Origin of the sequence: Peptoniphilus harei (genome assembly GCF_900454685.1) — a bacterium.
In the GTDB taxonomy this organism is placed as follows: domain Bacteria; phylum Bacillota; class Clostridia; order Tissierellales; family Peptoniphilaceae; genus Peptoniphilus_A; species Peptoniphilus_A harei.
Genome location: NZ_UATM01000032.1, coordinates 1,700,655 through 1,718,001 on the forward strand (window position 1 = coordinate 1,700,655; position 17,347 = coordinate 1,718,001).

Genomic DNA, 17,347 nt, shown 5'->3' on the forward strand with positions numbered 1-17,347 from the left:
TTCCCTCCTGATTATTAATACATTTATTCTTCATTTGCAATTGACTTCAACCTGAAATCAATATTCTCATCAACCAATGTAACCTTATCTGGCAGACTTAATTTCACTAAATCATTTCCATTTTTATAATTATAAAAATTAACTGGTTTAGTTTCTATAAAGTCGATAGAATCAATTACATCAGAATTTCCTCTAATTGTAACAGAAGATGGCTCAATTGAAAAGTCACTTGTCACAATATTTTTGCTAGTATTTTCATTAAATTTTATTTTAATTGGGACAGTTTTACTCTTTAATATTGGAAGGTCAACTTTTACACTTGAAGGATTGACTTCAACTTCCTTAATTATCTTCCCTCCATCGTCGTAGGCATATATCTCTGCCTCAAGGCTCGTTGACTGAGTTATATCAGCAAGATCAATATAAGCATCAACCTTTTTAATCTTATTCATATAAGTTGATGGACCCTTGACTTCAACGTCTACTTTCTTATTTAAATCACCTAGACTAAGTCCCTTTTCCAGCTTATTTAAGAATACAATATTGGCTTCATGCTTCTCTTTTAAAACCTTGTCAACTTTAAAAGGTATCCTTCTTGGTGTAGTGTTAGTTACAGATATTCCAAGATCAATATAAGATACATTAATAGGAACAGAATGTTCTCCTTCAGTTAACTTACTAACATCAACCTTGGCAACAATTCCATCTTTTGTTACATTTCTCATGTAAGAATTATAACCCTGGAGTTTAACATCAACGGTAGACTCCTTAGGAGAAATAATCGTTAGGTCTTTGGCCTTTAGATCAGACAAGCCTTCATAAGAAACCTCTATATTTTTGTAGTTTGTAGAAGTAATGAAATTTGCTTCACCCTTAACATAGGACCATAGGATGATAGCAAAAATTAAGGACATAATTTTTATCATCAAGGTCCTATCATTTTTAAAATTTATTTTCTTCATTTTTTTCACCACGCTTTGAGAAAAAAGTTCTTGCCTTGTAGTCTGGACTATAAATTTCTAAAAGTTTTGCCTCTAGAGTTTCTATATCCAAGTATCTTGAAATAACTCCATTTTCAGCTGTGGAAATAGTTCCATTTTCTTCTGAAACCATTATAGAAAGGCAATCAGCTCTTTCAGAAATTCCAATTCCTGCCCTGTGTCTTGTCCCCAATTCCTTGGAAATCTTTTGGTTATCAGATAAAGGCAAGAAACAAGCTGCGGCCTTAATTTTTGATCCCTTTATAACAACAGCCCCATCGTGAAGTGGCGTATTTGGAATAAAAATATTTATAAGAAGTCCACTGCTAACCTTTCCATTAATTTCAGTTCCAGTTTCAATAACTTCTGTAAGGCCAACTTCATTTTCAATAATTATTAGGGCACCAATTTTTTGTCTAGCAAGAGAGGCAACTGCAGAAGTAATTTCCTCAACAGTCTCTGGCACATTGTCCTTATTTTGACTGAAACTATTCTTTATATTTGAAGTAAGGCCTAGATATTGTAAACCCCTTCTAATTTCAGGTTGGAACAAGACAATAATAGCCACAATACCGTCATTGATAAACCTGGTAAAAATCCAGTTCACTGTGTAAAGTTGGAAAAATTGTGAAATTTTAATAAATAATAGGATAAAAAGAATTCCCTTAAAAACTTGCTCTGCTCTCGTGTTTCTAATTAATTTTAAAACATAATAAATTAAGATAGTGACAATTAATATGTCAACAACATCTCTCAAGTTAATAATATTTAATAGGTTGCTAAACTTATCCATCCTAAGCACCTCTCTTTCTAACAATAATTATAAGTGCAATATATAAGCCAAGGGCAATTAAAATATCTCCAAGGCTAATGACCTTAGAAGGTCCAATAAACCTCTTTAAGTATATTAAGTCTGACAAGAAATATAATTTTGCCTTATCAAATACACCATGACTTAGGCTTGCTCCCATATAAATAATTTTAATAATTCTCTCATTTTCTATTTTCATAAGGGCAGATGGCGAGACTGGCATTTTTCCATTAGCCATAACTGGAAGGGCATTTAAAAAAGTCCCAATACCACAAATTAAAAGGCCCTTGTTCTCATAATTGGAAAAAAATGAAAGGCTAATGAGAAGAAGAGATGCGATATGAAACAAAGTGAAGTTTCTTACAAAAAAGTCAGTAAGACTTCCAAAGTCTCTTCCCGTAAGAAAATTTATAAAAACCATTATAAAAATTCCAATAAAAGCCAGATAAAATCTTTTAAATTTAAAATTTATTAAATTATTTAGGTCCTTTTCCTTAATAAAAATCATACTTATAAGTGCAAGTATTAAGGCTTCTAAAATCATTTTATCACCACAAAACAAGAATAACATTAGAAAATTGTATATTTCTTCTTTACTAATAAATTATTATATCACAAATACTTTATTTGATTTGTATTATAAATTATTTTCAATTATACTTAGGATAAGATATTTGAAAGGATGAGGTAAATGTATAAATGCCCAAATTGTGGGTCAGAATATGGCTATTTTGATAATGTTGCTTATAACTGTCCTGAATGTGGACATATGTGGACTGATCTTTCTCTTGAAGAGGACAAGGTTCTTGATGCCAATGGCAACGAACTTAAGACTGGAGATAGTGTTGTAACTATTAAGGACTTAAAGTTTGGCAAAGACACCATGAAGAGGGGGACTAAGATTACTAATATTAGAATTCTCGATGAAGAAGTTAACGGTCATGACATTGACGCTAAGACTAAAGACTTCGGTGGAATTTATCTTAAGTCTTCTGTTGTAAAAAAGCTTAATTTTTGTGCCAAGTCTTGGCACTTTTTTTATTTATTTTATAACTTTCTATTTATTTTCAAAATAGGACTATAAGTTGTCACTTTTAATCCTAAAATAATTTATTTTATAAAACTTAGCTTTACATACTTGATTTTTTATAAATTTTTTCAGTTTATAAGCTATTACAAGTTTTATTATTTTTTATATCTCAATTGTTTTCCAAATTTTATTCCAAAATTATATAAGAATTGCTTATTCAAATTTTAAAAATTTCCATCAAAAAAGGAGCCTAAGCTCCTTAATTTTTACACATCTTTAATTCTTAGGGCCTTGTAGCCTGCTTTTCTCACTGGAGCTACTCTTACTCCAGTCCTTGGAACAGATTCAACAACCTTTCCATCTCCAATATAAATCATAATGTGTTCTCCTGCCTTATTGAGGAGGTCTCCCCTCCTAAGCTGATTCATTGGAATATCCTCAACCATAGGTGATCCTTCAATGAGCCATGAGTAGGCTGGTGCAAGAGGAAAACCTGCAAATTCTGCTGCTGTCCCAACAAGTCCTGAGCAGTCAAATTGCTCATAAGAAAAACCTTGCACACTTAGGGCATAGTTAATCATATGGTCAATTTTTTCATTATAAGAATTTGGACCAGTGAAGTACCACCAGGACCATCCAATGTTTTCTCCCTTCTTTGCAAGAGAATAAATTTGTCCCCTATCGGCTGTAAAATCCTTGAGATTTGTTTGAGGTCCATAAAGATAATTTCTAACTTCATTAGCCTTTACACTAACAAGTTCACTAACTCCATTTAGCTTTGGAGCAGTATCAACAAAAGTTACATAAGCGACCTTATAGGCATCTTCTTGACCTGAAATTTTTTCTCCACGAATAAGGGGAACTAAGATGTTTTTCTTCATCCACTTATTTAAGTAAGCCTGACTGATGTTTGTGTCATTACCATCAATATAAATGGTCATTGTCTTTAAGGTGTCAAGATCAAAATATAAAATCCCTGTACCTTTTGGGACATTTACTTGAGATGAAATCTTTTTAAAGTTTTGAATTTTTGAATTTCTAATCTCTGCTGCATAACCTGTCTTTAGATTCACCTTTCTATCAATATTTTTTGGAGGAAGATAAATAAGATTTTCTTCTGCTCCAATAAGATCTCTTGTTCCTGTGCTTGCCTTAGGTCTTGATGCTTCTTCTTCCATGCCAATTAGCTTGTCTATTTCCTTCTTTAAGTCCTCAACAAGTTTTTCATCACTTGGAAGGTTTGGATTGAGGATTACAGATTTTCTCAAGGAGTCATAATAAATCTTTATATCTAAGGCACTAGCCAAGTCTCTGAGCTTAAAATAATTATTTCCATCAATATTATAGCCAGAAATTTGAACTTCTTTGCCATCAATAAAAATCTTTTGTCTTGTTGTTACAGCTTCCTTCGCCCCAACTACATTATCACTTGGAAGTCCAGTAAAGTCCCCATAAGATGTTTTTGTCGTAATTTCAATGGCATCCTTGTCCCTATTGTAATCGACATCAAAGTTTTTAATAGTTCCATTCATATAGGATGCAAAGTCACGAAGTTTAAAATAGTTGTAATCCTTTATTATGTAGGTTGAAAAAGTATAGTTGGATACGTCTCCATTCTCTGCAATAATATCCATCTTTGATGAATTGTTTGGCATAGCTTTTTCAGCAAAAATATTTGTTGGAATTATTAAGCTAAGAAGCAAGCCAAGTAAAATTAAAGTTTTCTTCATAATTTTCTCCTTTCTCTATTTACCTTGATAAATTAATTTTATCAAATAAAGCTTGCCTTAGCTACTTTTACTTTATAAAAGATGACTACAATATTTTTTATAAATCCCAGTCCTCAACTTGATAACTTGATCCTTTTGCCTTAAAATATTCTAGAGGTGTAAAATGAAATTATTAGAAGATAGAATTATAAAAGACGGAAGAATTTTAGATGGAAATATTGTTAAGGTAGATTCATTTTTAAATCACCAACTTGACATAAAATTTTTGGATAAGCTTGCTGAAGAGATGGCTCTTTATTTCAAAGATAAAAAAATTAACAAGATACTTACTATAGAAGCAAGTGGTATAGCCCTTGCAACTGTTGCTTCAAAACACTTTAACGATGCCATGGTGGTATTTTGCAAGAAGCAAAAAACTTTAAATATTGGAGACGATGTTTACCAGTCAAAGGTTGAGTCCTACACTACAAAGAAAAATTACACTATAACTGTTTCCAAGAGATTCTTATCTCCTGATGACAATTTACTTATTATTGACGACTTCCTTGCTGAAGGAAATGCCCTTAAGGGTTTGATTGACGTTTCTAAGCAAGCTGGTGCAAATGTGTCTGGAGTTTCTGTTGCCATTGAAAAGGGCTTCCAAGATGGGGGCAAGATAATTAGAGACATGGGCTACGACCTTCTCTCTCTTGCAATTATTGATTCCATTGAAGATGGAAAAATTTCTTTTAGATAAATCTATAGATGAATTTATAAAACAATTTATAAAATTTAAGGCTCCTGCTTTTGTCCTTTCGACATTGGCTGGAGCTTTTTTTATTTGTTCACTCTTAAAAGTTTTCCAAGAAAATAATTAACCAAATTTTTTTAGATTTTTGAAATCTAATTCAATTTCATAAACCAATCTCTTCTTCTCATAAATTTTCCAATAAAAAAACCGAGATTTCTCTCGGCTCTTATTATCTTATTAATTTTCAAATTCTTATTTATTTGCAATTTCAACTAGAGAAGACTTTAAATTTTCTTCTATCCTTCTAAGTTCTTGTGAAGCTTCTTCACGTCTCTTATGACCTTCAATTTGAATTTCACGAACTTCATTTAAGGCAGATATTAGTTGATCATTAGTGTGTCTTATTGTTTCCATATCAACTATTCCCCTCTCAGATAATTTTGCAGTTTCAACAGTAGTTTGCTTTAAGGTTTCTGCATTCTTCTTCAAAAGTTCATTGGTTAAGTCAGTCACTTCTTTTGTCGCCTTGGCAGCTTCCTTAGAATGATTTGCTCCAAGAGCTATAACCATTTGAGACTTCCAAAGTGGAATGGTGTTCACAATAGTTGACTGAATCTTTTCAACCATAACTGTGTTAGAAGATTGAACCATCCTAATTTGTGGTGCCATTTGGATTGAAACCATCCTAGTTAGATCAAGGTCGTGAAGCTTTTTCTCAAACCTAGAAATCATATTCACATAATCGTTGGCACGTTGTGCATCAACTGGAAGGTTGGTCTCCTGAGCCTTCTCTTGAAGTCTTGGCAACTCTACATTCCTTGCCTCTTCAAGTTTTTTCTTGCCGGCCAAGATATACATACTAAGTTCCTTATAATAAGACTCGTTTAAGTCATACATTTGGTCCAGCATGGCAATGTCTTTCATAAGTGTAACTTGGTGGTCTTCAAGAGTCTTTATAATGTTATTGACATTTTTTTCTGCAGAGTCGTACTTGGTTTTTATTGAAGTCATCTTATTTGCTTGTTTTTTGAAAAATCCAAGGAACTTGTTGTCTTCCTCATCAAGGTCAAAGGTCTTTAGTTCATTTACTACTCCAGATAATAAGTCTCCAACTTCTCCAAGATCCTTTGTCTTAACAGACTCTAGGGTCTTCTCAGAAAAGTTTGAAATCTTCCTTTGGGCACCAACCCCATATTGAAGGACTATATTTGAATTTGTTATATCAATTTCTTTTGCAAAATCATTAACTTGTTTTTCTTCCTCTGGGCTTAGCTTAAGCTCCTTGTCTTCTTCAACTTCCTTCAAGATAATTTTTTCATCATCTTGAATTTCATCAAAGTCATCTGATAGTGATAATTTTATTTCTCTATCCACTTTTACCTCCCAATTTTAAATTCGTCCTTATCCAAAAGTCCTTCTTGCTTTAACATGGACTTCAAAACACTCATGTCTGAAGATAAGTCCATTATTTTTTCCTGGTAAATATTGTCCAAAATCTTCATGAAAGCATCTATTACAATGTCCATGGTATTTTCAATATCTCTTAGAGACCCTCTCACAGATTCTGTTGGCTTCTCCTTCATTTCTAAATATGAATTTGAAAGCTTAAGAGTAGTTGGCAGATAATAATTTATAGCCTTATTTAAGTCTGACGCTGTGCTTGGATTTTCCTTTAAGAGTTCAAAAATCTTTCCAATTATTTTTAAGAGTTCTCTAATTTTTTCATCCATTGGAGAAGAAATTTTTCTCTCGATTTTAGTTAGCTCTGTCACGTAAGACTTGGCTCTCAAGAGAAGTTCTTCTGCCCTCTCATTGTTTTCTTGATTTTCAAGTTCTTCCATCTTTTCATGAGGATCTCTTAGGGCTTCTTCCTTGTATAATTTATAAGTTTTTGAATCTAAGATAAATAATTTGCCATCTTCAACAATCCTTGCCTGCCTGTAGTAATCTTTTTCTATCATATTCAAAAGATCATTTATTGTAAAATCAAGAGGCTTGGCAGTTATGGCTGCAAGGTCTCCTGTTGGAATCACTGTATTATTTCCAATTTCACGATTGTATTTTCTGAACCTAATTATCTGGTCTTTTAATTTTTTTATTCTAAAGTTTCCATAAAAAGAAATAATAAGTGCAGGAATAACCCAAAAAATTAAGGCTGGCAGATCTTCTCTTATTGATCCATAAGTATCAAACATATCCATGAGAAAACCAAACAAAGCAAAAATATGACCTACTATAGAAATTTTAAAAATTGGTCCCCAAGTCTTAATCCTCTTCATGGTCTTTGGATTTTGATTTATTATCCTGTCATCATTTTGGATGGAGTAGGGCAAATTCTTTTTGTTTTTATTAACAAAATTAGAAATAGACCTCTTTGTGACGTCAATTGCTGTATCAATTCCCTCTCCAATTATTTCTCCAATTTCTTTAAAATTCTCTTCTTTAAAGGCGTCGTTTATCTTATCTTGAAAATTATTTTCCTTATCTTTTCTCATCTTTCACCTCAAAAAGCTATGACAATTCCTCCTATGTCGGCATATCCTGATGACAAGCCGTTAGTATGTCTAAGGTGTACTTTTGCACCCTCATAGAGGTCTTCAATTCTTTCTTTGATTTTTTCTGCCCTTTCCTTATTTGCTACATAAGAAATTGTAATTAAGTCTGGCTTTTCTATCTTGCATTTGGACTCAATTGCCTTAACCATTTTATCAAGAGACTTTTTCATTCCACGATTGACTTCAAAGAGTTCTATTTCACCGTCATTGGAAATCATTATTGGTCTAATATTTAAAACATTGGCAATAAGACCTGCTGTCTTTTTTATTCTCCCATTTTTTATTAGGTTCTTCATGGATTCTAGGACAAACATTGTAGTCTCAAGCTTTGTTTCCTTCTCAATTTCTTCGACAACCTCATCAAAGTTTTTTTCCTTTACAAGGTCAAGTAACTTTAGGGCAATCCTTGTTGTTCCTGCTGATGCGGCCTTGGAATCTATTACGTGGATATTTATCCCCTCAAACTTTTCTTTAGCTTCAGCTTCTGCTACCTTTGCAGAGTTATAAGATCCAGAAAGTTTTGATGATATTGTCAAAATATAAATATCCTTGTCCTTATTTTCTTCAATTACTTGTAGGTAATCATAAGGAGATGGACAGGCTGTGTTTATTGGATGTTCTGTCTTTTCCATGGCTTCTAAGAATTCATCTATCTTTAAATTTTCATCATCTGTATAATCTTTTCCATCAATAGAAATTTTAAATGGGACATACTCAATACCCAGATCCCTTATCTCATCTTTTCTTAAATCACAACTTGTGTCTGATATAATCTTGTACATTGCTTGCTCCTAATTCAATTTATCTTCAATAAGCTTTACTATTTTGTCAGCATCACTTGAAAGTTTATCCTGGTCTTCCCCTTCAATCATTACACGAACAAGAGCTTCTGTACCAGATGGCCTTATTACAACTCTTCCAGATCCATGGTAGTTTTCTTCCACTTCTTTTATTGCATCCATAATTTCTGGAAACTCTTGGTACTTGTTCTTCAAGTCATCACGAACTTTTGCATTCTTTAAGACTTGTGGATAATCCTTCATCAATTTATTTAATTCAGATAATTTTTTGCCTGTTTTTTTCATAATTTCTAAGAGGTGGATGCCTGTTGCAAGTCCATCTCCTGTTGTATTGTGGTCAAGGAAGATTACATGGCCAGATTGTTCTGCACCAATTATATAATCATCAGATAACATCTTCTCAAGAATATACCTGTCCCCAACCTTTGTCTCAACAAAGTCTACACCAATTTTTTCAAGATATTTCTTAAGGCCCATGTTGGACATAATAGTTCCAACAGCAGCATTATTTTTGAGTCTGCCATCTTCCTTTAAATAAGTTGCTACTATGGCAAGGATATGGTCACCATCAACAATGTTTCCATCTTCATCAACGGCAATAATCCTGTCGGCATCGCCATCAAAGGACATTCCAATGTCTGCTCCTTCTTTTTTTACAAGTTCTTGAATTAGACTTGGATTTGTTGAACCACAGGAGTCGTTTATATTTTTTCCATTTGGCTCATTGTTAATGATTTTAACCTTAGCACCATAGGATTTTAAAACTTCTTCAGCTATATAAGATTGGGCACCATGACCTGCATCTACTGCAACTTCAAAATCAGAAAAGTCAAGATCGACTAGTCCCTTTAAATAGTCCACATATTTTTGTGTAAATTCATGAGACCTATTTAGCCTTCCAATTTCATGGCCTGTTACGTCCTTATATATCTTTGTAGTTGAAAGAATCTTTTCTTCTATTTCATCTTCAACCTCATCATCAAGCTTAAGTCCTTCTGATGAGAAAAATTTGATCCCATTGTGTTCATAAGGGTTGTGAGACGCAGAGATAGAAACTCCACATAGGTAGTCACCTGTCCTTGTTAAGTAGGCAACACCTGGAGTTGGGATTACTCCTGCTAGGTCTACATCAAGCCCTATACTCATAAAACCTGCCACAAGAGAAGACTCAACTAGGTCTCCTGAAAGTCTTGTGTCTCTTCCAACTAGGACCTTGCCCTTCTTGCCCTTGGCAAGTACATAAGCTGCAGCCCTTCCTATATCGTAACAAAGTTTTGGAGTTAGCTTTTTGTTTGCAATTCCACGAACTCCATCTGTTCCAAACAATCTTGTCATTTTATCACCTGTAATTTTTATCTATATATTCTATTAAATAAGCCCTGGTATTTTTCTCTGGATCATCTAAGACCATTTCCTCTAGGTCTTTTAATATCTTTCCAATAATTTTCCCTTCGGAGAATCCCAAGGACTTAATGTCATTTCCATTTATTTCTAAAAACTTTTCAGTTTTCATTTCTTTTTCATCTAATAGTTCTTTTACCCTATTTTTTCTATTTATAATAAAAGATGCATCTCTATCTATTCTTGTGCACATACAATCGGCAATTAATAGGTCGTAGAGGTCAAGAACATTATCCCTTCCAACTCTTTTTATCTGCCTTCTTAGGGCCTTATCTGTCATCTCAGCATGGACCTTCATGTGGTCTAAAATTAAGATTTTAACTTTTTCTATAGTTTTATTGGGAAGTCTGTATCTTTTTAAAATTTCTTCTACCTTATCTCCACCAAGAACTTCGTGTCCGTAAAAGTGTCCCCTGCCATCTTCTCCTATTGTCAAGGTGTCCACCTTTGATATGTCATGGAAAAGTGCCGCAAGTCTAAGACTCAAGTCTGGTTTCACATTATCCATTACGCAAAGCAAGTGATCAAAGAGAGTCTTGTCGTGGTAGGGAGAAAATTGAACAAAGCCAACTGTTCTCTTTAGGTCTGGAAAAATCACATCGAGAATTCCCGTCTCTTCCATTAAGAGCAAGTAGTTTGATGGATTTTCTCCTGTAATCATCTTTGAAAACTCATCAAAAATTCTCTCTGGAGCAATGTTTTTTAAGAGTCCTGCATTCAATGATAGGGCATCAAAAAGTTCTTCTTCGATAAAAAATCCAAACCTTCCAGCAAATCTTATTGCCCTCATCATCCTAAGGGCATCTTCTCTTATCCTTTCATTAGGATTACCAACTGCCCTAATTATTTTATTCTCTATATCAGCTTGGCCATCAAAGGGATCATAAAGTCTTCCATCCCCATCCATAGCCATGGCATTAATAGTAAAGTCACGTCTTTTTAAGTCTTCTGTTAAATTATCCGAAAAAATAACTTTTTCTGGCTTCCTGTTATTTACATAGTCGCCGTCAATCCTAAAAGTTGTAACTTCGTAGAGGGTCTTGTCTAGTAAAATGCCAACTGTTCCAAAGTCTTCACCAACTAAGACAGTCTTACAGTCTTTAAAGACTCTTTTAATTTCTTCTGGTCTTGCAGAAGTTGTTATATCGTAGTCGTGTGGCTCTATGCCCATTAGTTTGTCTCTCACAGACCCACCAACTATATAAGCTTCAAAGCCACTTTTTCTTAGTTTATTTAATATAAATAGGACATCCTTTGGCATTCTATCACCCTTTTCATTATAACATTCTTGTTCTTAATTTAAAATTATATAATTAAGCCCTTCTCTTGTGATATAATGAACTAAAATTGGAGGTATAACATGAAAAAGATTTTTATTATTTCAATGTCATTGCTTCTCAGCATAAGTCTTTCTGCTTGTGGCAAAAAAGACCAAGCTCCTGCTGAAGCTAATGAAGCAAAAGTTACATCAGAAGTCACTGATAAAGAGACTGATGAAGAGCAAGTTACTACTTCAAACTTTGATAAGGAAGCTGTTAACGAACTAATCAAAAACTCTGATTATATTTCAAGAATTAGAATTTCAACATCTACTGCTGAAGGTATGTCTGTTTCCTTCTTAAAGGATTATAAGGGAGACCTATCTCAAATTAAAGTAGATGTTCCAAAGAATCTAAGCCCTAACAAGGAATATTTAATTTTCTATAGGGATGATGAAAAGGGAGAAGTTTCTCCTACTACAAGAGACGGAGCTTTTATTGAGCTACAAGGAGACAAGGACTCAAACTTAATTTATATTGAAAAACAATTTGATCCAAACTCTTACACTTCATCATTAAAGAGCAAATAAGGAGGAAGATGAGAATGAAAAAATTTAGATCTATTCTATTTTCTCTTGTACTTATGATTTTTGTGACTTCAAATGTTTTTGCAGGCAGAAGTCCTCTTATTGAGTACAATGGAAAAATTATAAAGTCAGACGTTAATCCCTACATTCAAAATGAAAGGACTATGGTTCCCATAAGATTTATTTCAGAAACTCTTGGCTACAAGGTTACTTGGGATAATGACAAGAGAGAAGTTGGAATTAGTGGCAAGGACACAGAAATTTCCCTTAAAATTGATTCAACAAAGGCAAAAGTTAATGGAAAAGAATTAAAGCTTGACGCTCCTGCTTCAATTAAAAAGGAACGTACTTTTGTTCCCCTAAGATTTGTTGCTGAAAATCTAAAGGCAGAAGTTAAGTGGGATAATAAGAACTTTAAGGTTATCATCAATGACAATAAACGACAAGGATCTTCAATTATAGATTTGTCATCAGATGAGGATAAGTATGTAAAAGAAATTACATCTTTACAAGGTGATTTGAATAAGTCAATTAAAGATTTAAAATTATCTTTCTTTGACAATGCTGCTAAGCTAAGTGACGCTGAACTTGCTAATGCCTATGAAAAAGCAGATGGAGAAATCAGATCTACTGTTGATAAGATAAAAGCCCTTGATGTTCCAGAAAAATTTAAATCTTCTCACCAATATACTTTAGAAGCAAGTGAGAAGGCCCTAGAAATTCTTCCAGGCCTAAAGAATTCTATTATGGCTAAGGACGAAGAAGCTGCAAAATCTTTTATAAGAGAATTAACTGACTTCCAAGTTAAGATGCAAGAAGCAACAGATTCTTTTAAGGCAGCTCTTAAGGGAGAGGACTACAAAGCTCAAAAGGACATTGAAGTTTACAAGGACCAAAAGGAAAAACAAGATTCAACAGATAACTTGTTACAAGACAAAACTTTAAAAAATATTTTTAATAAACTTTAATTTCTTTTGTTTAAATTTTATTTTTTGATTTAAAATTAAATTTATCCATCAAAAAACCCCTCATTGATTTGAGGGGTTTTGTTTATATCAATTTATTTAATTTTTAATACTTGCCTTTTTCTTTAAATAGCCTCTGTTGTATTTGTCTTCGCCTTGTTCCATATTTTTCTTGGCTTGTGAAAGCATAAGCTTAATTCTGTTAAATTGATTTACTTCAGAAGCTGATGCGTCGTAGTCAATTGGAATTATATTTGCCTTTTCATAAGAAGACCTTATAGCCTTTATTACTCCCTTACCTGTGATGTGGTTTGGAAGGCAACCGAAAGGTTGAACACAAATAATATTTTCAACACCTGATTCAATTAACTCAACCATCTCGCCAGTTAAGAGCCAACCTTCTCCATATTGGTTTCCAAGGTCAACGTATTTTTCTGCATACTTGATAATCTCTTCAATTTTTTCAGGAACAATGAACCTAGTACCTGCTAGGGCTTCTCTAACAAATTTTCTATAAGACTCAATGTAAGAAATTCCCATTTCACATACAAAAGCAGTAAATTGTGACTTAGAAAGTTTGTCAGCCTTAGCTCTTGCATTCTTAAATGAATACATCATAAAGTCAGTTAGGTCTGGGATTACAACTTCTGCCCCTTCCCTTTCAAGTAATTCTGCAAGGTGGTTATTGGCAGCTGGATGATATTTAACTAAAATTTCTCCAACAATTCCAACCTTTGGTTTCTTCTCCTTAGTTATTTCAAGTCTATCAAATTCACTTACCATTTGATTTACATTTTTCATAAAGTTTCTCTTGTTGTAAATCAAGTTTTCTGAAGTCGTAATATCTATCCATCTGTCGCGAAGGATATTTGTTGAGCCTTCTATTACTTCATAAGGTCTTGTAGCTTGAGTAAGTCTCATTATTAAGTCTGCGTAAAGCATGCCTTGGATTAATTTTCTTCCAATTCTCACCATTTGTCTCTTGTCAAACTCAAAGCCTGGGTGTTCTTCTATTCCTTGGAAGGAAAGTCCAATAACTGGAACGTGACCATAGCCCGCATCCTTTAAGGCCTTCCTAATAAATCCAACGTAGTTTGATGCCCTACAAGCTCCACCAGTTTGACTCATTAAAAGGGCCAACTTGTCTGTGTCGTAGTCGCCAGATTTAACAGCGTCAATAAATTGTCCTACAACAAAGATCGATGGATAACAAGCGTCGTTATTTACATATTTTAAACCTTCATTGACAACCTTGTGGCCTGTATCGTGAAGGACTTCAATGTTAATTCCCTCTTGCCTTAGGATTGGTTCAAAGATGCTAAAGTGAAGTGGCGCCATTTGCGGCATCAAAATTGTATAATCTTTTTTCATTTCTTTTGTAAAGATTACTGGATCATCATCAATTAGGCCTTCAAGTTCTGCATCGATTTTTTCGAACTCTCTCTTCTCAGCTGCTTCTATTAGAGACCTAATCCTAATTTTTACTGCACCAAGATTAGAAACTTCATCAATCTTTAGGGCTGTATAAATTTTGTTGTAAGACTCCAAGATATGTTGGACTTGGTCAGTAGTCACTGCATCAATTCCACATCCAAAGGAGTTAAGTTGAACTAGTTCTAAGTTCTCATGCTCTCCAACAAATTTAGCTGCCCTATAAAGTCTTGAGTGGTAATTCCATTGGTCCAGTACTCTTAGTCTTGAATCAATTTCTACATTATTAGCAATTCCATCTTCAGAGATAACAGCAAGACCAAGACTTGTTATAAGTTCAGGTATACCGTGATTTATTTCTGGGTCAATGTGATAAGGCCTGCCTGATAGGACAATGGCTCTTTGATTTTTCTTATTAACTTCTTCGAGAATCCTGTTTCCTTCATTTAAGACATCAAGCCTATACCTATCTTGTTCTTCGTAGCCTGCACGAACTGCTTTTTTAACTTCATTTTTTGGAATAAAATCAAAGACTTCAGCCAATCTCTTTTCTAGTTTCTTCCTGTTGTCAAAGGAAATAAAAGGATTCATAAATTTAACTTTTCCATCAATTATGTCATCCACATTATTTTTTATAACTTCAGAATAACCTGCAACTACAGGACAGTTTAATGTATTGTCAGCATTTTTAAATTGTTTTTCTTCATAGAAGACTGCTGGATAGAAAATAAAATCTATGCCCTTTTCGATTAAGTCTTCAATGTGACCGTGAGAAATTTTTGCAGGATAACAAGCAGTTTCACTTGTTATAGTTTCAATTCCCTTTTCATAAATTTCCCTTGATGACTTTGATGATAAGACAACTGAATAGCCTAGTTCTGTAAAGAAGCTGTGCCAGAAAGGATAGTTTTCATAAATATTTAAAACTCTTGGGATACCAACAATGCCCCTTGGTGCTTCTTTTTCTGGAAGAGCTTTGTAGTCAAAGACTCTTTCATACTTATAAGCATACATATTTGGAAGCTGGTCTTCCTTGTTTCTAACGTGACCTGCACCTTTTTCGCACCTATTTCCTGTGATGTATCTCTTTCCATTAGGAAATACATTTACAGAAAGGGCACATTGGTTAGTACACTGTCTACAATTTGTTGAGATAGATTTATATTCAAAAGTTTCTAAGGCTTCCTTAGAAATTATATTTGACTTACCAGTTGATTTTTCCTTTGAGATTAAGGCCATACCAAGAGCACCCATAAGTCCAGCAATCTCTGGTCTTGTAACTTCAACTCCAGTTAAGTTTTCAAAAGCTCTTAAGACTGCATCTGATAAGAAGGTTCCACCTTGAACAACAATGTGTTGACCTAGGTCCTTAGGGTCTCTCACCTTGATTACCTTTTGGATGGCATTTCTTATTACAGAATAAGCAAGGCCTGCAGAAATATCTGGAACAGATGCTCCTTCCTTTTGTGCTTGTTTTACATTTGAGTTCATGAAAACTGTGCAACGTGATCCAAGGTCTACTGGTTCTCTTGACTTTGTCGCTTCGTTGGCAAATTCTTCTGCTGTCATATTTACTGAGTGAGCAAAAGTTTCTAAGAAGGAACCACAACCTGCTGAGCAAGCTTCATTTAGTAGGATGGACTCAATTACTCCATCCCTTATCTTCATAGACTTCATATCTTGTCCGCCAATGTCTAGAATAAAGTCAACATCAGGATCAAAATATTTTGCTGCAGTGAAGTGGGCAATAGTTTCTACTTCCCCAAAATCTAAGTTTAAAGCAGCCTTCAAAAATTCTTCCCCATAACCTGTGGTACCACAACCAGCAAAGTAGGCCTTATCATTTTTTTCCTTGTAAATTTCCTTTAAATTTTCTATGGCAATGTCAAGAGGATTTCCCTTATTAGACCCATAAAAAGAATAGAGGATTTCATTTTTATCAGAAATTGCCACCACTTTTGATGTTGTGGAACCAGAATCTATTCCAAGATAGATTGGCCCTTCATAGGATTTTAAATCAATACTTTTAAGTGATTTTGTCTTATGCCTTTCTCTAAATTCTTTAACTTCTTCATCACTTGTGAAGAGGGCTGGCATGACGTCACTTTCTTTTATGACAGTATCTCCACTTGTGTTTACCTTATTATAAAGTTCTACAAAGGACATAGCTTTAGAGTCAAAACTTGCAAGAGCAGCTCCTAGGGCAACAAAAATTTGTGAGTTTTCTGGTGCAATGATTTCATCTTCACTTAGGTCCAAAGTTTCTACAAATCTTTCCTTTAACATTGGAAGGAAGTGAAGGGGACCACCTAAGAAGGCAACATTGCCCCTAATTGGTCTACCACATGCTAGGTTTGATATTGTTTGGTTTACAACAGATTGAAAAACTGAAATAGCAATGTCAGCCTTGCTTGCCCCTTGGTTGATTAGGGCTTGAACATCAGTCTTTGCAAAAACACCACATCTTGAGGCAATTGGATATAACTTTTTATAATCCTTTGCCATTTCATTTAGACCTGAAGCATCAGTTTGAAGAAGGGAGGCCATTTGGTCAATAAAGGCACCTGTACCTCCAGCACAAATGGAATTCATCCTTTGTTCTACAGATCCTCTTAAATAAGTAATTTTTGAATCTTCTCCACCAAGTTCAATAGCAACATCAGTCTTTGGAATAAAACAAGAGATAGCTTCCCTGCCTGCAACAACTTCTTGGACAAAATCAATCCCCAAGAATTCATGAACAGAAAGCCCCCCTGATCCAGTTACATTTACAGTTACTGTGTCGTATTTAAATTGTGGATAAACTTCATTTATTACATCTTTGATAGTTTTCCTTACATCAGAAAAATGTCTTCTATAAGTTTTATATAAAATATTTAATTTTTCATCTAGTATTACTAGTTTTACAGTAGTTGAACCAACGTCTAATCCCATATGAATTAGCATAGTCACTTTCTCCTTTCAAAATAAAAGTCACTAAACTCTATGTATAAGTATTTTTAATTTAATATCTAAAAAATGTTTGATATCTAAGAAACATTTTGAGATAAATAATTATTGCACTTTCT

At 33.9% G+C, this 17,347-nt stretch carries 14 protein-coding genes; 4 read left to right on the plus strand and 10 right to left on the minus strand.

What is annotated here, in order from left to right:
* Positions 1-23 precede the first annotated feature (23 nt).
* From DRZ96_RS09440 to DRZ96_RS09450, 3 genes are read right to left on the minus strand one after another with little or no spacing between them, the layout of a single operon-like run.
* Positions 24-962 carry a CdaR family protein gene (locus DRZ96_RS09440; protein WP_112890462.1) on the minus strand — a complete coding sequence of 313 codons (939 nt, stop codon included), beginning with the start codon at positions 960-962 and terminating at the stop codon, positions 24-26.
* Positions 943-1,773, minus strand: coding sequence for a diadenylate cyclase CdaA (cdaA, locus tag DRZ96_RS09445; RefSeq protein ID WP_112890463.1), 831 nt, complete (start codon positions 1,771-1,773; stop codon positions 943-945). Before cdaA ends, DRZ96_RS09440 begins: the two co-directional genes overlap by 20 nt.
* A gap of 1 nt (position 1,774) precedes the next feature.
* On the minus strand, positions 1,775-2,335 hold the full coding sequence (locus DRZ96_RS09450) for a DUF5317 domain-containing protein (protein WP_112890464.1): 561 nt from the start codon (positions 2,333-2,335) through the stop codon (positions 1,775-1,777).
* Positions 2,336-2,482: 147 nt separating this feature from the next.
* On the opposite strand from DRZ96_RS09450, the gene DRZ96_RS09455 reads away from it, so the two are divergent.
* Entirely contained in the window at positions 2,483-2,875 is a 393-nt protein-coding gene (locus DRZ96_RS09455) for a zinc ribbon domain-containing protein YjdM (RefSeq protein WP_256584847.1), read from the plus strand.
* A gap of 212 nt (positions 2,876-3,087) precedes the next feature.
* Here DRZ96_RS09455 and DRZ96_RS09460 read toward each other — a convergent pair whose 3' ends face one another.
* Positions 3,088-4,551 (minus strand): C40 family peptidase, encoded by a 1,464-nt coding sequence (locus tag DRZ96_RS09460; RefSeq protein ID WP_112890465.1) that lies wholly within the window; start codon positions 4,549-4,551, stop codon positions 3,088-3,090.
* Positions 4,552-4,714: 163 nt separating this feature from the next.
* Between DRZ96_RS09460 and DRZ96_RS09465 the strand changes: the two genes are divergently transcribed.
* A complete protein-coding gene (locus DRZ96_RS09465; RefSeq protein ID WP_070702028.1) occupies positions 4,715-5,287 on the plus strand; it encodes a xanthine phosphoribosyltransferase in 573 nt (190 codons plus the stop codon).
* 246 nt (positions 5,288-5,533) lie between these two features.
* Here DRZ96_RS09465 and DRZ96_RS09470 read toward each other — a convergent pair whose 3' ends face one another.
* From DRZ96_RS09470 to DRZ96_RS09490, 5 genes are read right to left on the minus strand one after another with little or no spacing between them, the layout of a single operon-like run.
* Positions 5,534-6,655: a toxic anion resistance protein gene (locus tag DRZ96_RS09470; RefSeq protein WP_112890466.1), complete on the minus strand. Its 1,122-nt coding sequence runs from the start codon at positions 6,653-6,655 to the stop codon at positions 5,534-5,536.
* 2 nt (positions 6,656-6,657) lie between these two features.
* Entirely contained in the window at positions 6,658-7,776 is a 1,119-nt protein-coding gene (locus DRZ96_RS09475; RefSeq protein WP_112890467.1) for a 5-bromo-4-chloroindolyl phosphate hydrolysis family protein, read from the minus strand.
* An 8-nt stretch (positions 7,777-7,784) separates the two neighbouring features.
* Complete coding sequence (locus tag DRZ96_RS09480) at positions 7,785-8,618, minus strand: DegV family protein (protein ID WP_112890468.1); 834 nt, start codon at positions 8,616-8,618, stop codon at positions 7,785-7,787.
* A gap of 9 nt (positions 8,619-8,627) precedes the next feature.
* Positions 8,628-9,971 carry a phosphoglucosamine mutase gene (gene glmM / locus DRZ96_RS09485; protein ID WP_112890469.1) on the minus strand — a complete coding sequence of 448 codons (1,344 nt, stop codon included), beginning with the start codon at positions 9,969-9,971 and terminating at the stop codon, positions 8,628-8,630.
* Positions 9,972-9,975: 4 nt separating this feature from the next.
* Entirely contained in the window at positions 9,976-11,298 is a 1,323-nt protein-coding gene (locus tag DRZ96_RS09490) for a CCA tRNA nucleotidyltransferase (protein WP_112890470.1), read from the minus strand.
* A gap of 99 nt (positions 11,299-11,397) precedes the next feature.
* Here DRZ96_RS09490 and DRZ96_RS09495 point away from each other — a divergent pair, with 99 nt between their 5' ends.
* Complete coding sequence (locus tag DRZ96_RS09495) at positions 11,398-11,886, plus strand: hypothetical protein (protein WP_112890471.1); 489 nt, start codon at positions 11,398-11,400, stop codon at positions 11,884-11,886.
* 14 nt (positions 11,887-11,900) lie between these two features.
* Positions 11,901-12,851: a copper amine oxidase N-terminal domain-containing protein gene (locus tag DRZ96_RS09500; protein ID WP_112890597.1), complete on the plus strand. Its 951-nt coding sequence runs from the start codon at positions 11,901-11,903 to the stop codon at positions 12,849-12,851.
* A 96-nt stretch (positions 12,852-12,947) separates the two neighbouring features.
* On the opposite strand, the gene DRZ96_RS09505 is transcribed toward DRZ96_RS09500, so the two are convergent.
* Positions 12,948-17,225, minus strand: a complete 4,278-nt coding sequence (locus DRZ96_RS09505; protein WP_112890472.1) for a 2-hydroxyacyl-CoA dehydratase — start codon at positions 17,223-17,225, stop codon at positions 12,948-12,950.
* Positions 17,226-17,347 lie beyond the last annotated feature (122 nt).